The organism is Photobacterium sp. MCCC 1A19761 (genome assembly GCF_037389125.1).
GTDB lineage: Bacteria > Pseudomonadota > Gammaproteobacteria > Enterobacterales > Vibrionaceae > Photobacterium.
This window is the reverse complement of the sequence record NZ_JAZGTF010000019.1, coordinates 1-13,001: the sequence shown is the minus strand read 5'-3', so window position 1 is coordinate 13,001 and position 13,001 is coordinate 1. Positions and strand designations below refer to the sequence as shown.

Genomic DNA, 13,001 nt, shown 5'->3' with positions numbered 1-13,001 from the left:
TGCTGTGGCATGAGTTAATGATAGTCAAGTAAGCCCTACACGAACGCCACAGGATGGGTGACAGGGTCACAATAGACAGTCACAAAAAAGGCCGCGTGAGCGACCTTTTCGATGTACTGCATTGAGCAAGAATCAGAATGTAGACGTGTCTTTGAACAGGCCAACTTTCAGATCTTTGGCAACATAGATTTCTTTGCCATCGACCAGGACACGGCCATCAGCAACACCCATGATCAGCTTGCGGTTGATCACACGCTTCAGCTGAATTTCATAAGTCACTTTCTTTGCTTCCGGCAGGATCTGGCCAGTGAATTTCACTTCGCCGACACCCAGCGCACGACCTTTACCTTCGCCGCCGTTCCAGCCCAGGAAGAAGCCAACCAGCTGCCACATGGCATCCAGACCCAGACAGCCCGGCATGACAGGGTCACCTTTGAAGTGGCAGTCAAAGAACCAAAGATCAGGGGTAATATCCAGCTCTGCATGGATGAAGCCTTTTCCGTGGTCACCGCCTTCGTCGGTGATTTCAATGATTCGGTCAATCATCAGCATGTTGTCAGATGGCAGGGATGGGAAATCCGGACCGTATAGTTCGCCCTTGCCACATGCAACGAGTTCTTCGTAGTTATAAGATTGCTGGCGTTTCATCAGACTTATTTAGCTCCTTGAAATGTATGGAGGCAATTTAGCTTACACATGTACGCCTAACAACTCGGATCAGTGCTGGACAAACCAGTTCCGAATACGCGTAACCCAATGATTATGATGATCATGATCGCCGCGGTGAATGTTTTCAATCCGCTCAGCAATGCGGTTGAGCAGGGTTTCCGCGTCATCGTTCTCATCCCGGAAGACTTGTCCGGTCAGTAGCGGTAAGGCGTCATCAACACTTTCAACAGCCCACAGATGGAATTGACCGGCGCGGATCGCCTCAATCACTTCATCGTTCAGGCACAGATTACCCAGATTTGTTTTCGGTAAAATGACACCCTGTTTGCCGGTCAGGCCGCGAAACGCACAAACCTTGTAGAAGCCTTCAATTTTCTCGTTGATCCCGCCTACGGCCTGAACACGTCCAAATTGATCGACTGCACCAGTCACTGCAATTTGCTGATTAATCGGCTGCACCGCTAGCGCCGACACTAAAGAGCATAGTTCAGCCAACGACGCACTGTCACCATCGACCTCAGAATAAGATTGCTCAAATACGATCGAGGCCGCAAAAGGCAGCGGCTGGTCCAGATCCAGTGCCGTACTGATAAAGGCTTGCATAATCATCATGCCTTTGGCGTGAATGTTCCCGCCCAGTTCAGCCTTACGCTCAACGTCTGAGATATCGCCGTCACCAAAGTGGACAACACAGGAAATTCGCGCCGGCTCACCATAGGCAGTCGGGTGGCCCTGGATCTCGACAACGGTCAGACCGTTGACCTGGCCAACTTGCTCACCCTGGCAGTCAATTACAACCTGTCCGTGATGAATGTCTTCAATCGCGCGCTCAGGCAGGTATGACTCCCGGTACTCCCGGGCTTTGAATGAGGCTTTGAGATGTGCTGCAGTGATGCTCTCACCCTGGGATTCAATGGCAGCTTCGCACAGCAGGCTCTGATGCCAGATTGGACACAGCGGCACCCGGCGTTGATCTTCTGTGAAACGGGCGCCGGCTTTCATCAGCACTTGCAGTGCGTGGTGATCGGCAAGCTCAGGCAACTGCGCTTTTTGGGTCAGTGCCTTGAGGTAAGTGAGATAGAGCGGCAAAGTTTGATTGTCGAGCACGACGTCCTGCTCAAACTCACCATACATCGAGAAACCTGATGTGATGTCCGGCTCAGCATTCTCCAGCTCAGCCATTAGATAGCGATCCCCAATCAGCACCAGCTTGACGTTCAGTTGTTCAGCCGGCGGCAGGGGGTATAACGTCTTTGTGCTCGCCGGCTGCCAGTCCAGCGTGCCGTTCATCAGAACACTTTTGAGTCGTGGCCATAGCTTCGGGTTGGCAAGAATACTGGTGACAGAGAGAACCAGGTAGCCATGATTGGCCTGATGGACTAAGCCGTGTTTGATTTGTGATTTCGCCAGCTTGTTTTCTTCAAGTGGCGGGTAGACGGCGCCGAACAGGCTCTGCTCGGTCACATTTTCGCCGATGATAATCGGGCTGCTTTCCGGGGCGGACTGCTGCTTTTGATGATGGTTGTTGTAGTGTGTCAGCAGTTCGATGACATAGTCACGATACACTTTATTGTCTGGCGCCGTGATCCGAAGCACGCGGGGCTGTAACTCAACGGCTGTAAACCGGCGTACCGCATCCGAGAGGCGATCTTGCAAGGTTCCCGTTGGTGCAGGGGTCAGATCGTCATATTGATCAAGGATAGTTTGGAACTTCGAGTAGTCTGGAGTCATTGTACGCCAGGTTTGTTCATGCATGGGCTATAGCTTTATGTCGTTACTGTGAAAAAGACAGCAGTATAAAGGAATCAATGACTGCATAATAGGCAGTCGTCGCATGAATTACGGATTAGGCAGCTTTATTCGCAATGGCTTACGATCGCCAGGAAGATCAGTTGCCGGAGATCGGTTGTCATAGAGCTGGTGTATCATGGGTTTCATCATTTTTTGGAATTAACTCGGAACACACTGAAAACAATCGGTAAATTTGTAGAAGGGAATTGAGGTTTAATCCATCTACAGTTACACTGTCACAGTTTAAGTGTAGCCTTGTTTGAGAATCATCGAACTATGAAATATCAGCAGCTTGAGAACCTGGAAGCCGGTTGGAAGTGGAAGTACCTGGTCAAAAAATGGAAAGAAGGTGAGGTGATCACCTGCTATATTGACACCAGTGAGGCAGAAGCCGCGGTGCAGGACTTACTTGCTATTGAACACGAGCCGACCAAGGTAATCAAGTGGATTAGCAAGCATATGGCTCCGGATCTGGATAAAAAGCTGAAACAAGCCATCCGTGCCAAGCGTAAACGCCATTTTAATGCCGAGCAGAAGCATACCCGCAAAAAGTCCATTGACCTGGATTACCGGGTTTGGGAAAAGCTGGCAGAAAAGTCCCGAATGCTGGATTGCACCTTATCCGATACGATTGAATATCTGATTAGTGAAAGTAATCGTTCGGAAGAGGCCAGTAAAAAGGTACTCGATATCAGAAATGACCTCCATGAGTTGCTCGATTTTGAGTAAACCCGGGCTCAGGCGATGTCCGTTTTCATACAGTGAAAACCGATTCAGGCAGTTTTTTTGATTACGCTTATCCTATAAGCGGCGTGTTGATACAGAAAGGAGTATGGGAATGGAATATGTCATCCTTCTCGCCATTGCAGTCGTTTTTCTGGTTTTTAAAGATCGTCCGGTGATGGTACTGACGTTTGAAAATGGCGAGCTGACGAATTCTAAAGGCCAAATCCCGAATGGTTTTTTGCGCGGGTGTAAGGATATTGCCCATAAAGAGCCGTTTTCCGGTAAAATCAAAGTCTACAGAAATCGGTTTACCACCAAGTTAGTTTTTTCCAAGACGATTCCTTCAAAGGTAAAGCAGCGTATTCATAATGTTTTTCCCTATGCTTCCTCGACGAAGAAACGGGGCCGAAAGGCCTGAAAAGGGCTGCAACCGATGCTTGTGAGAGAGGCTTCTGTGAAATGAAGCCTTTTTTGTATCCATCATCAATAACTGATAAAGAAGATAATGCTGACTCCACATGCGTTTCGCCTGAGCAAAGGGCAACCCCTGAAACAATCGATTCTCGATTATCTCTCTCAACACACGATTCAAGCCAGCTCGATGCTCAGTGGGGTCGGTTGCCTGACTGAAGTGGATATTCGTCTAGCTGATGAACGGCAGGTGCTGCATCTGGATGGCCCCTTGGAGATCCTGACGCTGAGCGGCACATTAACGCCGAAACACGCACACCTGCATATCTCGGTCGCCGATCAAGCCGGTCGGGTATATGGCGGGCATCTTGTCGAGGGACGTGTGTCTTATACTGCCGAGGTTTGCCTGGCCAGTTATGAAAACCTGGTTTTTCAGCGGGAGTTTGATCCTCAGACGGGATTTGATGAACTGGTTGTTTCAAAACTCGTCACTCAATAAGTTCATCAGTAAATCAACCGATTGATTTTAAAAGATTTATGTTTGGTTTGCTCACACTTGTATCACGAAAAGCGCCTATCCCTGAAACTGCTAGATTGGTCAATATTTCTAGAGTTGTTCGTGCTAAAAAAATTGTCTGATTAATTCATATTTCACAGAGCATCACAGTTATAAACAAGATTGTCATCGAATCATTACTGGTGCCGATGTAAACTGGCGTGAGCTGAATCCATGTATGCTGTGTTGAAAAAGACAGCACTTTCCTGTTATCCCAACGATCTCATCATAGAGTGTATATAGCCACATCATGAAAAACATTTCCCTACAGAAGAAGCTGACCGCATTGCTTTTTATCGCACTCCTGGTCATTGCATCCGTGCTGACGCAATTGGCTGGTTCCAGGCTTAGTGATCAACAACAGACCGCGATTCAGTCTCGCGTGGCTGGTATTGCAGACGCTTCGATTCAGGGCATTAAGCGCTGGATGGATATCCAACAAAGTATTGTCGATACCGTGATCCGCTATAGCGCGCCGGAGCAGCGAGAACGATCACTGAAACAAGCTGAATTGAGCGGAAAGTTTGAGTTAGTTTACATTGGTACGCCGACTGGAGAGATGATTCGCTCGACGCCCAATAACCGTGTCGGTTATGACCCGCGCGTTCGTCCTTGGTATCAAGCCGCAGAGAATTCAAACAATATAGAACTCTCAGCAGCGTACGTTGATGCCTTGACGAAGGAGTTGGTGATAACCATCTCCAAATCTTTCCGGAAGAATGGACAACTTGCCGGTGTGGTTGGCGGTGACGTTTCCATTGCGAGCCTAATCAGTGATATCAATGCATTGGAAGTCGGCCGGAACGGCCAGGCGATCCTCTTGGAAAAAGATGGGCGTATTATTGCTTACCCGGAATCTGACAAAATTTTAAAACCTTCGACTGATATTGCTTCGAACCTGACGTTGCCACGTATTAATGAGATGGTCCGGCAGGGGCAAGTTGAGCCTGTAACTATCAATGGTGTGGAAAAATTAGTCTACTTCGAAGAGATTCAGGACGTAAATTGGATTTTGGGTGTGATTCTTGATGAGCATACTGAAACCGAAGCCAGCAACGAACTGGTGACCAGCTTTATCATCACATCGACAATTCTGACGCTATTGGTAGTTGCTCTTGCAGCTTTGGCGGTGAAGCACTTGATGGGAGACCTCATGCGCGTATCACAGGCTCTGGCAGAAATTGCAGGCGGTGGCGGTGACCTGACCAAGCGGATAGAACCTCAGTCTAACGATGAAGTTGGAAAACTAGCGGTGAATTTCAACCTATTTGTCGATAGTCTGCATAGTATCATCGTCAAACTGCGCGACATCGCGGATGAGCTGAAAACTCAATCAAACACATCTGCTAATGTTGCGAAGCAAAACAGTGACGCTGTGGCCAGACAGCTGGATGAAATTAACCTGGTCGCGACTGCCGTGACTGAAATGTCTTCTGCGACCCATGAGATTGCCGGTAATGCCGACAATACAGCGCAAAACGCTGAGGAAGCCATTAAAATCAGTCAAGGCGGGGTTGATCAAGTGGTCAAAAGCCAGCAATCGATTAATCACCTGGCAGATGAAGTAAATCGTGCCCGCCAGGTGATTGAGAATCTGAATGATCACGCTCAGAGCATTAACTCCATCATTGCCGCGATTCAGGGCATTGCAGAGCAAACAAACCTGCTGGCACTGAATGCTGCGATTGAAGCAGCGCGAGCGGGGGAACAAGGTCGTGGCTTTGCCGTTGTTGCGGATGAAGTCCGGGTGTTGTCACAGCGTACCCATGATTCAACCCAAGAGATTCAGGGAACGATTGAAACGCTGCAACGTACGACCCAGGAAGCCATGAACCTGATGCTGCAAAGTGGCCAACTTGCCGAAACCAGCGTCCAGGATGCTGAGTTCGCGAGCCAAAGTTTGGAGCGCATTAATGCATCAGTCCAGAATATAAGCGATATGGCGACCCAGATTGCATCTGCTGCAGAAGAGCAAAGCTCGGTAACCAATGAGTTAAACAGCAACACCGAAGCCATTCGTAGTGTTTCTGACGAGTTGGTAGGGGAAGCGCTTCAAAGTGCGAATGCAGCGCAACGTCTCAATGAGCTTTCTCAGCAACTTGAAAACGAAGTGAAACGCTTCGTCTTGTAATTCTACAACTTGTAGTCCAAGAGCCCTCTCATTCATGAGAGGGCTTTTTTTGAGTCGTTGATCAGTTTAAAACAGGGGGAAGGCTGCTTTCGTGAGCCGCAAAAAATGTGTTTAATCGATCGCTGATTTCAGTGCCTGGTGACTGTCCAGATATTGGCCGATGGTTGCCTTGAGATCCGCTAGTTCCGATTCCGCCTGAATCCGCCGTTGGCGTTCGTCTTCAAGCTGTTGTCCCAGCTCAACGGCGAGATAGCCGCCCTTAATGAGTGCTTTTGTGGTGACATTACTCTGAGTCAGGGCTTTGAGCTCCCGGATCATATAGTAATGCTCTTCCGTATTTCGAATTGTAATTGCCATAGTAAATCATTGTTTTGTTTTTGAAAGCATTTTATATAAAAACACCAGCTTATCAATAACTTTGATGGACTTTTCTCGAGCGAGAATATTACCGAACTTCTTGGTTTGATAGCAATTCAGACTGGAATGCGGCATCAAATGGATTCGTATCTGCTGGTATTTCAGAGTATACCCCTAACGCACTATAACTTTATGCTTAGGTTAATCATCTAAAATACTATCCATACAACCCAAAGAATATCTAACCCTATGAATTAAAAGCCTTAATAGGTACTTGTAATCTAAGTCATTGCCATTAGAATTCATTCAGGGTGGTAATGTTTCAATAGGGACGAGATTGAACGCCAAAGATAGCCAGTTAAAAAAACGACTGCTCGCAAGTCGGGAAAGAGAAAAAACAGTCACCGGACTTCAGGGAATTGCCATGATGAATCATGGTAGCAAAGTGACATTCAGCATTAAAACCCCCTTAGGTCGCTTACTGAGGGCGGAAACGATTTTCATCGGCTCCAATGGCAAAAACAATATTGTCCTCGAATATCCGGTCGTTAGCCCGCAAGCTGCAATGGACTACTTTCACGAAGGGTTCTGGCTCACGGTAAAAGCGATTTCCGAGAAAGGCGAAGGTGCACAAATCTCGTTCAAAACCCAAATTGCTCATATTGTCGAAAAGCCTGTCCGATTCCTCATTCTCGACTTACCGCGCTCAATGGATCTACTCCAGCTTCGCAGTGAAGCCCGTTACGAAGTGCAACTCCAGGGGCGGATTCTCCTGGGACAGAGAGCTCTGCTGGTGGACTTTAAAGACCTGTCGAAAAATGGGTGTTGCTTTCGCTACGATATGAATGGTCCGCAATTCGATGAAGGGCATAAACTCACCGTCAGTATCAAACACCCGAATACTCAGAAAATCTACCATCTGTCTGGCCATATCAAGAGTATTCACAAGTCCGGCGGTGCCAATAATTGCGGGATGTTATTTGATGATTATGGGCTGGAACAGGTCAAAACGCTGTTAGCACAACTCATATTTGATGGCTCGAAATTATCGTTTAAACCCTGATAGGTGACAAGGTAATACTATTAAATTATCCGCGCTTCAGTATCGTGTTTTTTTACTCGAAGACGAGGCCGGGGAAGAGAGAGAATAAAAGAGACATCGTTAATGCCGGACCTCTCATTCGCAAAGACTACACAAGCCGTTAGGTTTTAGACTCAGAAACCTTGGCCATTTCAAACTTCGACAAACTACGCTGCACTTTCTGCACAGAAATAGGCTTGATGAGATAGTCACGAGGACTCAGAGCGAGAACTTGTTTCACGACCTCAGCCTGGCTTTCAGAGGTAATGATGGCAACCGGCATTTCCGGTAGGTTCTGCTTGATGTACTTCAATAAATCCAGACCATCAAGAGGCTTTTCGATACTTAAATCCAGAAAGATCCCATCCAACAAATGGCTACTACTGATGAGTGACTTCTGAGCATAGTTGATCGTATTCACCTTCAAAATTTCGCATGTTATACAGCGTCGTATGAACTGCGCTAGAATCTCAGCCATCAACTCATTGTCTTCAATGATCAGTATTTTTTTCATCTACACCAACGCCACCGATAGCATATTGATTTTCATGCATATAAAGATAGAACACAGCCCATCACGACACAAGTGGGTTTACCTGAATCATGATCAAAGCGTGATATTTTGCGCGGGGTAGATTTCGCTCTAGTCGATGCGATTTGGTAGTGGAGACTGTTTCGTGCTCCAGGGATGATCACTGACTCAGCGATAGACGGAGAGTCCAGGCTGATTCATACCGGTGCGACACTGTCACGTTTAACGTTGAACGATTGCAAACTGTCCATCTGTTTCTGAGTAAGTCAGCTCAAACGATGAAGATGTGAGGGCATAGACGCATTTGTTGCCATCCAGACTATCCCCAACAATGCTGATTTCCAGCGTGTTCTCCTGCAAAAACGTCGACTCCGGCAGTAGGTTCTGCAAAATATGATCACACTCCTGGAGCTCAGCAATAATACGTGGATACCCGTACTTGTTAAAATGCAGATTTGAAATGAGATATCCCCATTCACCATCACGGCCTTCGCTGGCGTTCGGATCCGGTTCGCCGTCGATCATCCACTTACCATGAAAGAGATCGACCGATGTTCTTAAATTGCTCTTGAGATTTTGCAGCATGGTATAACGGGCATCATCGGACAGACCGAGAAAGCGAGGGGCCGCAGTCACGGCAAGAATGCCGACCACCAGGCAAACAATGACCATTTCCAGCAATGTAAATCCCTGAGTTTGTTTCAACCGATAAATTCCTTTAATTCAAGCTATTATTAGCCCACTTCAATGTGCGCGCGACATATTAGACAAGATGCGTATGTTATTCAAGGCATGGGACTGTCATGCGATGGGGGAAGCACGTATTTCCTGTAAGCGCCAATATTGGTTACTGGTTTTAGGCTTGTTGTGATTTAATGCGCTGACGCGAAAAGATATTTGCTACCGGAGTCAGGATGACGGAATTTACTGCATGTATAAAATGGCGGCGAGGCGCTCAGGAAGCCTTCTGTGATCATCAATTTAGTCGTGGCCACACGTGGGGATTTGATGGTGGGGTTGAAGTGCCGGCTTCGTCATCCCCTCATGTTGTGCCGTTGCCATACTCCGTCGCAGAGAATGTTGATCCGGAGGAAGCATTTGTCGCTGCTTTATCCAGCTGCCATATGCTGACTTTCCTGGGCATTGCAGCCAAGAAGCAGTTTGTCGTTGCCTCTTACCAGGACAATGCTGCTGGAATACTAGAGCAAGACTGCAACGGGAAGAGCGCCGTGACACATGTAACGTTACGCCCCAAAATCATGTTCTCAAGCGCGAAACAGCCGACGAAACAACAACTGGAAAAGATGCATCATCTGGCACACCAACATTGCTTTATCGCAAACTCAGTCAAAACCCAAATCACCATCAACTTGGATGATGGTTAGGAGAGAGTAGGTCGAGTCGAGGCGTTCTTGTACGACGCGAAACGACCAGGTGAGCGAGTTGTGACAACGTCACCAATTTCGAGCTGAGTATGAATCAACTCCCTGAATTTAAACTATTTTAAATTTCTAACCGCAGGGTTGAAATGCACCTGTTGTCATAATATTGTCACAAAAATAACACAATATGAATGTACCAACAGAAAGGAGTGATTCAATGGGTTTTTCTTTGTACTTTGTCAGCGATAGACCAGATCGTGTGACACGCCGTCACCAGCTCCACAAAAACGATTGCACGCAACTCCCAGCACCAGAACAAATGACCTGCGTCGGTTATTATGGAAATCATGATGAAGCCTTGATGCATGCAAAAGAAATTTACGCCAATGTGGAAGGCTGCTCGCATTGCTTCAGTCAACTCGTAGAACCCGTCAGTTAATGAGCCCGCAACCGCGGGCTTTTTTATATCTGTCTCTTGAGAAAACCTGAGTCATTGGTTGGTTCCCGGAGATGTATCGTCACAGTGTCACAACATGTACTCTGAGGCACTGTCGCAAATTATCATATCAACGAGAAAAGGTATTGAGGGGAGGGGTTGGGTGATATCAACTGACTTTGTGACGACGTAACTGTTTATTCTTATGGCTACCACGGATGGAATTCCACAGCGATTGACGAGATCGAGTAAGGTTCGACAGACAAAAATTGAGTCTAAAGTGCTGTCCGTTAGAACACAGAAGCCCCGCTCGAACGGTCAATAAAATGGGTGTGATGGACAAGAATGTTTAATGCTCATTGGCATCAAACATTTCGCAGAACATCAGCAGCTCTTCATCCGATAGGACTTGATCGTGAGTCACTCGTCGGCAGGACGAAATCTCACTTCTTAACCGATCTAACTGGTGCTCTGTCAGCGAATCCAATGAACCAAGCAAGGCATCAAAGCTATGGCTATCCATCTGAACAAACTCATCACGATTTCATACTTCACCAAGGAAACGACGTCGGTCCTTGGTACCTCATGAAGATGTAGTTACGCAGCATCTCATGATTTTTTACTGCATCCGTTATCAATAGAATAGTCGTAGACACGAAGCTTTGTGTAAATTTGGCGACAAAAAATTACGATTCATCTGAACAAAAGCATGGTGAGGCTGAGTAGTTCTAACCGCACCAGGCATAGAACGGGTGGGTAGGTGACATGCTGAATACAGGCTAGCCGTTGGACCGGCTACGGCCAAACACCAAGTGGTCGAAGTCGATAGCGACGACACCGCAGCCGTGATTATTCAGTTTAGTGGCTTCCGGCGGTCTGTCGTTGTTTCAGCAAAGGCGAGGGAGCATATCGACCGCATCCGGGAAGCTAAGACCCAGGCGGAAATCCGCTGGATTGAAACCAGCGACGACAACGCCGCCGAACTGGACCAGCTCAGTATCGCCCAGCGCGGCTGGAAGGACGAATACCTGCTGTTGATTACCACCACGCCGATGGTTCTGTGCTTCGTGCCCGGCATGGTGCCGACGCCTTAAATACAGTGCCGGAATACTACTGGTACGGCTTGGCAATGGTCTATATCGACTCGTTTGGATTCCGCCGGATGCTGCGGGAGGCTATCGAAAATTGGCATAAAAACAGGTCAGGGGGCTTACATGGGCGAGCTGATTAAACTGTTTTCCGAGCTGGGTATCAACCCGCCAACCCTGATTATGTGTTATCTGCTGTTCCGGGCAGTCAAAGCCCACGAAACCGTGCTCGATGAGCTGCGCAAGATGCTGGCCCAGCATGAGAAGCGGATTATGAAACTGGAGTGGAAAAGCTCCGAAAATGGCAAAAGTGTAGGATAGTTGATATATAAGTTGTTGATTTTAAATAGTTTGTTGACTTTGGTTTTTTTAGGTCGTAACTTGATATTGCCAACACAATGAAGGAGGCAGTATGACAAACCTAGATGTTATGTTCGCGAACCTACCGAATGAGTTTGATGAGTCAATGTTACTTCAGGAGTTGCAAAAAAATGGATTTACCCATTTAGACTTACATCAGGCAAAACGCATAGCTTCATCCAAATATGGCCTAATTGCATTTAACTGTTGGAGCAAAGAGAAATTACCACCCCCAAGGCCAACCAGAAAAACGATGGCAAGATAAACCAATCAGCCCGCAATCGCGGGCTTTTTCATAACTACAGGCGGGCGAGTTATTTGCTGGCACGTTTGGCCTGAGCCTTGCGATAAGACTTCTTTTTGTCTTTTGTCACGGTGTCACTTTGTGGCGATTGCAGGCGACGACCACCACGAAACGGCAGCGGCGTGACAACATTGGTTCGCACCGGGACATAGTCGAGCTCGTACATCCGTTTCAGCGCGTGATACTCATCATAGCGGAGCGCCCACGATTCCAATTCCTTGGGACTAAAGCGGCGACCCTCGGGCGTGACAATCACACAGTATTCCTCATCAATCCGGAAGCCTTGCCAACGGGTATCATCCGGCAGGTAGCCACGGGCCCGGATAATCAGCAATTTTTCAGCCATCGGATTCACATCAATTTCGCCGGACAGCCAGCGTTTAACGGTAATAGGGCGGACATGAAACCATGCAGCCGCTTGGTCAATGCCATCGAAAGTACGCCAAAAGAGTCTTTTAAATGATTCATGCAGCATGATGAACCTCGCAAAATTTATTCGTTTATCAAAGTTTTTTTCGATTGATTGCAAGGGTGATGATTCATGACGACTATCAATCAGCGGAATCCGCAAAGAATTACCATCATGGTCAGCAAAGCCTTGATATCAGGCACAAGAAATTACCGTTTTGCCAACAAGCCGAAAACGGCCAAGACTTCATTTAAATAACTGTTTCCAAAGGGTTTCTAAGGCTGGGGTTTGTGGGTTTCCAAAGTGACTCATTACATGTTAAAAAAGTACCACTCTGTTTACCCTAATTTAAAATGTCCTGTTTGACTCCCAGATTCAAGTGTCTCTTTCCAAGGTAGTTCATCCTGCTCAGAAACTGGCTATAGAGTAGGGAAGTCAGGGTTTCTTCCGGCTACTAGCTCTGAATTGTTCAGGGTGAACGAGTACCGGGTTCAGCGCTTCCAATTGCCGGATAGCACGTTGTTGCGCGGTACGTTTCGGCGCTTTTTTGCTACGGCAGCGTTTCTGTTGCTGCTCGAATTCTTCCTGCTTGGCCTGGGCAAATTTCAGCACGGCGCCCAAACGCTTGTTCTCGACAACCTGACCCTGATCAACATCAGCCAGCTTGTCGAAGGTTTTAAATGCCAGTTTACGATGGCCATACTGGATGGCGATGGTGCCATCGGGCCGGTCAAGTACCTTGACCACTTGATTCACCAGCCGCTGGTT

General features: G+C 47.4%; 16 protein-coding genes and 1 pseudogene. 9 read left to right on the top strand and 8 right to left on the bottom strand.

Annotation, left to right across the window (positions count from 1 at the left end; translation table 11 throughout):
* Positions 1 to 132 precede the first annotated feature (132 nt).
* Together fabA and VV869_RS16515 are read right to left on the bottom strand one after the other, a co-directional pair.
* A complete protein-coding gene (gene fabA, locus VV869_RS16520; RefSeq protein WP_337736024.1) occupies positions 133 to 648 on the bottom strand; it encodes a bifunctional 3-hydroxydecanoyl-ACP dehydratase/trans-2-decenoyl-ACP isomerase in 516 nt (171 codons plus the stop codon).
* A gap of 69 nt (positions 649 to 717) precedes the next feature.
* Positions 718 to 2,424 (bottom strand): Lon protease family protein, encoded by a 1,707-nt coding sequence (locus VV869_RS16515; protein WP_337736023.1) that lies wholly within the window; start codon positions 2,422 to 2,424, stop codon positions 718 to 720.
* Between the two features lie 312 nt (positions 2,425 to 2,736).
* Between VV869_RS16515 and matP the strand changes: the two genes are divergently transcribed.
* From matP to VV869_RS16495, 4 genes are all read left to right on the top strand, one after another.
* Complete coding sequence (gene matP, locus VV869_RS16510; RefSeq protein ID WP_337736022.1) at positions 2,737 to 3,189, top strand: macrodomain Ter protein MatP; 453 nt, start codon at positions 2,737 to 2,739, stop codon at positions 3,187 to 3,189.
* 109 nt (positions 3,190 to 3,298) lie between these two features.
* Entirely contained in the window at positions 3,299 to 3,604 is a 306-nt protein-coding gene (locus tag VV869_RS16505; protein WP_337736021.1) for a DUF3634 family protein, read from the top strand.
* A gap of 87 nt (positions 3,605 to 3,691) precedes the next feature.
* A complete protein-coding gene (locus VV869_RS16500; protein ID WP_337736020.1) occupies positions 3,692 to 4,096 on the top strand; it encodes a PPC domain-containing DNA-binding protein in 405 nt (134 codons plus the stop codon).
* A gap of 307 nt (positions 4,097 to 4,403) precedes the next feature.
* Entirely contained in the window at positions 4,404 to 6,284 is a 1,881-nt protein-coding gene (locus tag VV869_RS16495) for a methyl-accepting chemotaxis protein (protein ID WP_337736019.1), read from the top strand.
* A gap of 111 nt (positions 6,285 to 6,395) precedes the next feature.
* On the opposite strand, the gene VV869_RS16490 is transcribed toward VV869_RS16495, so the two are convergent.
* The gene (locus VV869_RS16490; protein WP_337736018.1) at positions 6,396 to 6,641 is read right to left on the bottom strand and encodes a hypothetical protein; all 246 of its coding nucleotides are present in this window, start codon (positions 6,639 to 6,641) and stop codon (positions 6,396 to 6,398) included.
* Between the two features lie 337 nt (positions 6,642 to 6,978).
* On the opposite strand from VV869_RS16490, the gene VV869_RS16485 reads away from it, so the two are divergent.
* Entirely contained in the window at positions 6,979 to 7,704 is a 726-nt protein-coding gene (locus tag VV869_RS16485) for a flagellar brake protein (protein WP_337736017.1), read from the top strand.
* A 139-nt stretch (positions 7,705 to 7,843) separates the two neighbouring features.
* On the opposite strand, the gene VV869_RS16480 is transcribed toward VV869_RS16485, so the two are convergent.
* Both VV869_RS16480 and VV869_RS16475 read right to left on the bottom strand, forming a co-directional pair.
* Positions 7,844 to 8,236 (bottom strand): response regulator, encoded by a 393-nt coding sequence (locus VV869_RS16480; RefSeq protein ID WP_337736016.1) that lies wholly within the window; start codon positions 8,234 to 8,236, stop codon positions 7,844 to 7,846.
* A gap of 240 nt (positions 8,237 to 8,476) precedes the next feature.
* Positions 8,477 to 8,959 (bottom strand): type II secretion system protein, encoded by a 483-nt coding sequence (locus VV869_RS16475; protein WP_337736015.1) that lies wholly within the window; start codon positions 8,957 to 8,959, stop codon positions 8,477 to 8,479.
* A 209-nt stretch (positions 8,960 to 9,168) separates the two neighbouring features.
* Between VV869_RS16475 and VV869_RS16470 the strand changes: the two genes are divergently transcribed.
* Together VV869_RS16470 and VV869_RS16465 are read left to right on the top strand one after the other, a co-directional pair.
* Entirely contained in the window at positions 9,169 to 9,639 is a 471-nt protein-coding gene (locus VV869_RS16470) for an OsmC family protein (RefSeq protein WP_337736014.1), read from the top strand.
* A gap of 214 nt (positions 9,640 to 9,853) precedes the next feature.
* Positions 9,854 to 10,075: a hypothetical protein gene (locus tag VV869_RS16465; RefSeq protein ID WP_337736013.1), complete on the top strand. Its 222-nt coding sequence runs from the start codon at positions 9,854 to 9,856 to the stop codon at positions 10,073 to 10,075.
* Between the two features lie 346 nt (positions 10,076 to 10,421).
* Here the strand turns inward: VV869_RS16465 and VV869_RS16460 are convergent, their stop codons facing one another.
* Complete coding sequence (locus VV869_RS16460) at positions 10,422 to 10,595, bottom strand: hypothetical protein (protein WP_337736012.1); 174 nt, start codon at positions 10,593 to 10,595, stop codon at positions 10,422 to 10,424.
* A 289-nt stretch (positions 10,596 to 10,884) separates the two neighbouring features.
* On the opposite strand from VV869_RS16460, the gene VV869_RS16455 reads away from it, so the two are divergent.
* Both VV869_RS16455 and VV869_RS16450 read left to right on the top strand, forming a co-directional pair.
* Positions 10,885 to 11,166, top strand: coding sequence for a hypothetical protein (locus VV869_RS16455; protein ID WP_337736011.1), 282 nt, complete (start codon positions 10,885 to 10,887; stop codon positions 11,164 to 11,166).
* A gap of 120 nt (positions 11,167 to 11,286) precedes the next feature.
* On the top strand, positions 11,287 to 11,481 hold the full coding sequence (locus VV869_RS16450) for a hypothetical protein (protein ID WP_337736010.1): 195 nt from the start codon (positions 11,287 to 11,289) through the stop codon (positions 11,479 to 11,481).
* Between the two features lie 353 nt (positions 11,482 to 11,834).
* On the opposite strand, the gene VV869_RS16445 is transcribed toward VV869_RS16450, so the two are convergent.
* Positions 11,835 to 12,395 carry a phage protein gene (locus VV869_RS16445; protein WP_337736009.1) on the bottom strand — a complete coding sequence of 187 codons (561 nt, stop codon included), beginning with the start codon at positions 12,393 to 12,395 and terminating at the stop codon, positions 11,835 to 11,837.
* Positions 12,396 to 12,668: 273 nt separating this feature from the next.
* A pseudogene (locus VV869_RS16440) lies at positions 12,669 to 13,001 on the bottom strand (ISNCY family transposase); the annotation flags it as partial.

What these genes read in the sequence shown, in the direction of transcription:
- fabA (WP_337736024.1), bottom strand. Translation starts at nt 648, where the DNA reads ATGAAACGCCAGCAATCTTATAACTACGAAGAACTCGTTGCATGTGGC.
- VV869_RS16515 (WP_337736023.1), bottom strand. Translation starts at nt 2,424, where the DNA reads ATGCATGAACAAACCTGGCGTACAATGACTCCAGACTACTCGAAGTTC.
- matP (WP_337736022.1), top strand. Translation starts at nt 2,737, where the DNA reads ATGAAATATCAGCAGCTTGAGAACCTGGAAGCCGGTTGGAAGTGGAAG.
- VV869_RS16505 (WP_337736021.1), top strand. Translation starts at nt 3,299, where the DNA reads ATGGAATATGTCATCCTTCTCGCCATTGCAGTCGTTTTTCTGGTTTTT.
- VV869_RS16500 (WP_337736020.1), top strand. Translation starts at nt 3,692, where the DNA reads ATGCTGACTCCACATGCGTTTCGCCTGAGCAAAGGGCAACCCCTGAAA.
- VV869_RS16495 (WP_337736019.1), top strand. Translation starts at nt 4,404, where the DNA reads ATGAAAAACATTTCCCTACAGAAGAAGCTGACCGCATTGCTTTTTATC.
- VV869_RS16490 (WP_337736018.1), bottom strand. Translation starts at nt 6,641, where the DNA reads ATGGCAATTACAATTCGAAATACGGAAGAGCATTACTATATGATCCGG.
- VV869_RS16480 (WP_337736016.1), bottom strand. Translation starts at nt 8,236, where the DNA reads ATGAAAAAAATACTGATCATTGAAGACAATGAGTTGATGGCTGAGATT.
- VV869_RS16470 (WP_337736014.1), top strand. Translation starts at nt 9,169, where the DNA reads ATGACGGAATTTACTGCATGTATAAAATGGCGGCGAGGCGCTCAGGAA.
- VV869_RS16465 (WP_337736013.1), top strand. Translation starts at nt 9,854, where the DNA reads ATGGGTTTTTCTTTGTACTTTGTCAGCGATAGACCAGATCGTGTGACA.
- VV869_RS16460 (WP_337736012.1), bottom strand. Translation starts at nt 10,595, where the DNA reads ATGGATAGCCATAGCTTTGATGCCTTGCTTGGTTCATTGGATTCGCTG.
- VV869_RS16450 (WP_337736010.1), top strand. Translation starts at nt 11,287, where the DNA reads ATGGGCGAGCTGATTAAACTGTTTTCCGAGCTGGGTATCAACCCGCCA.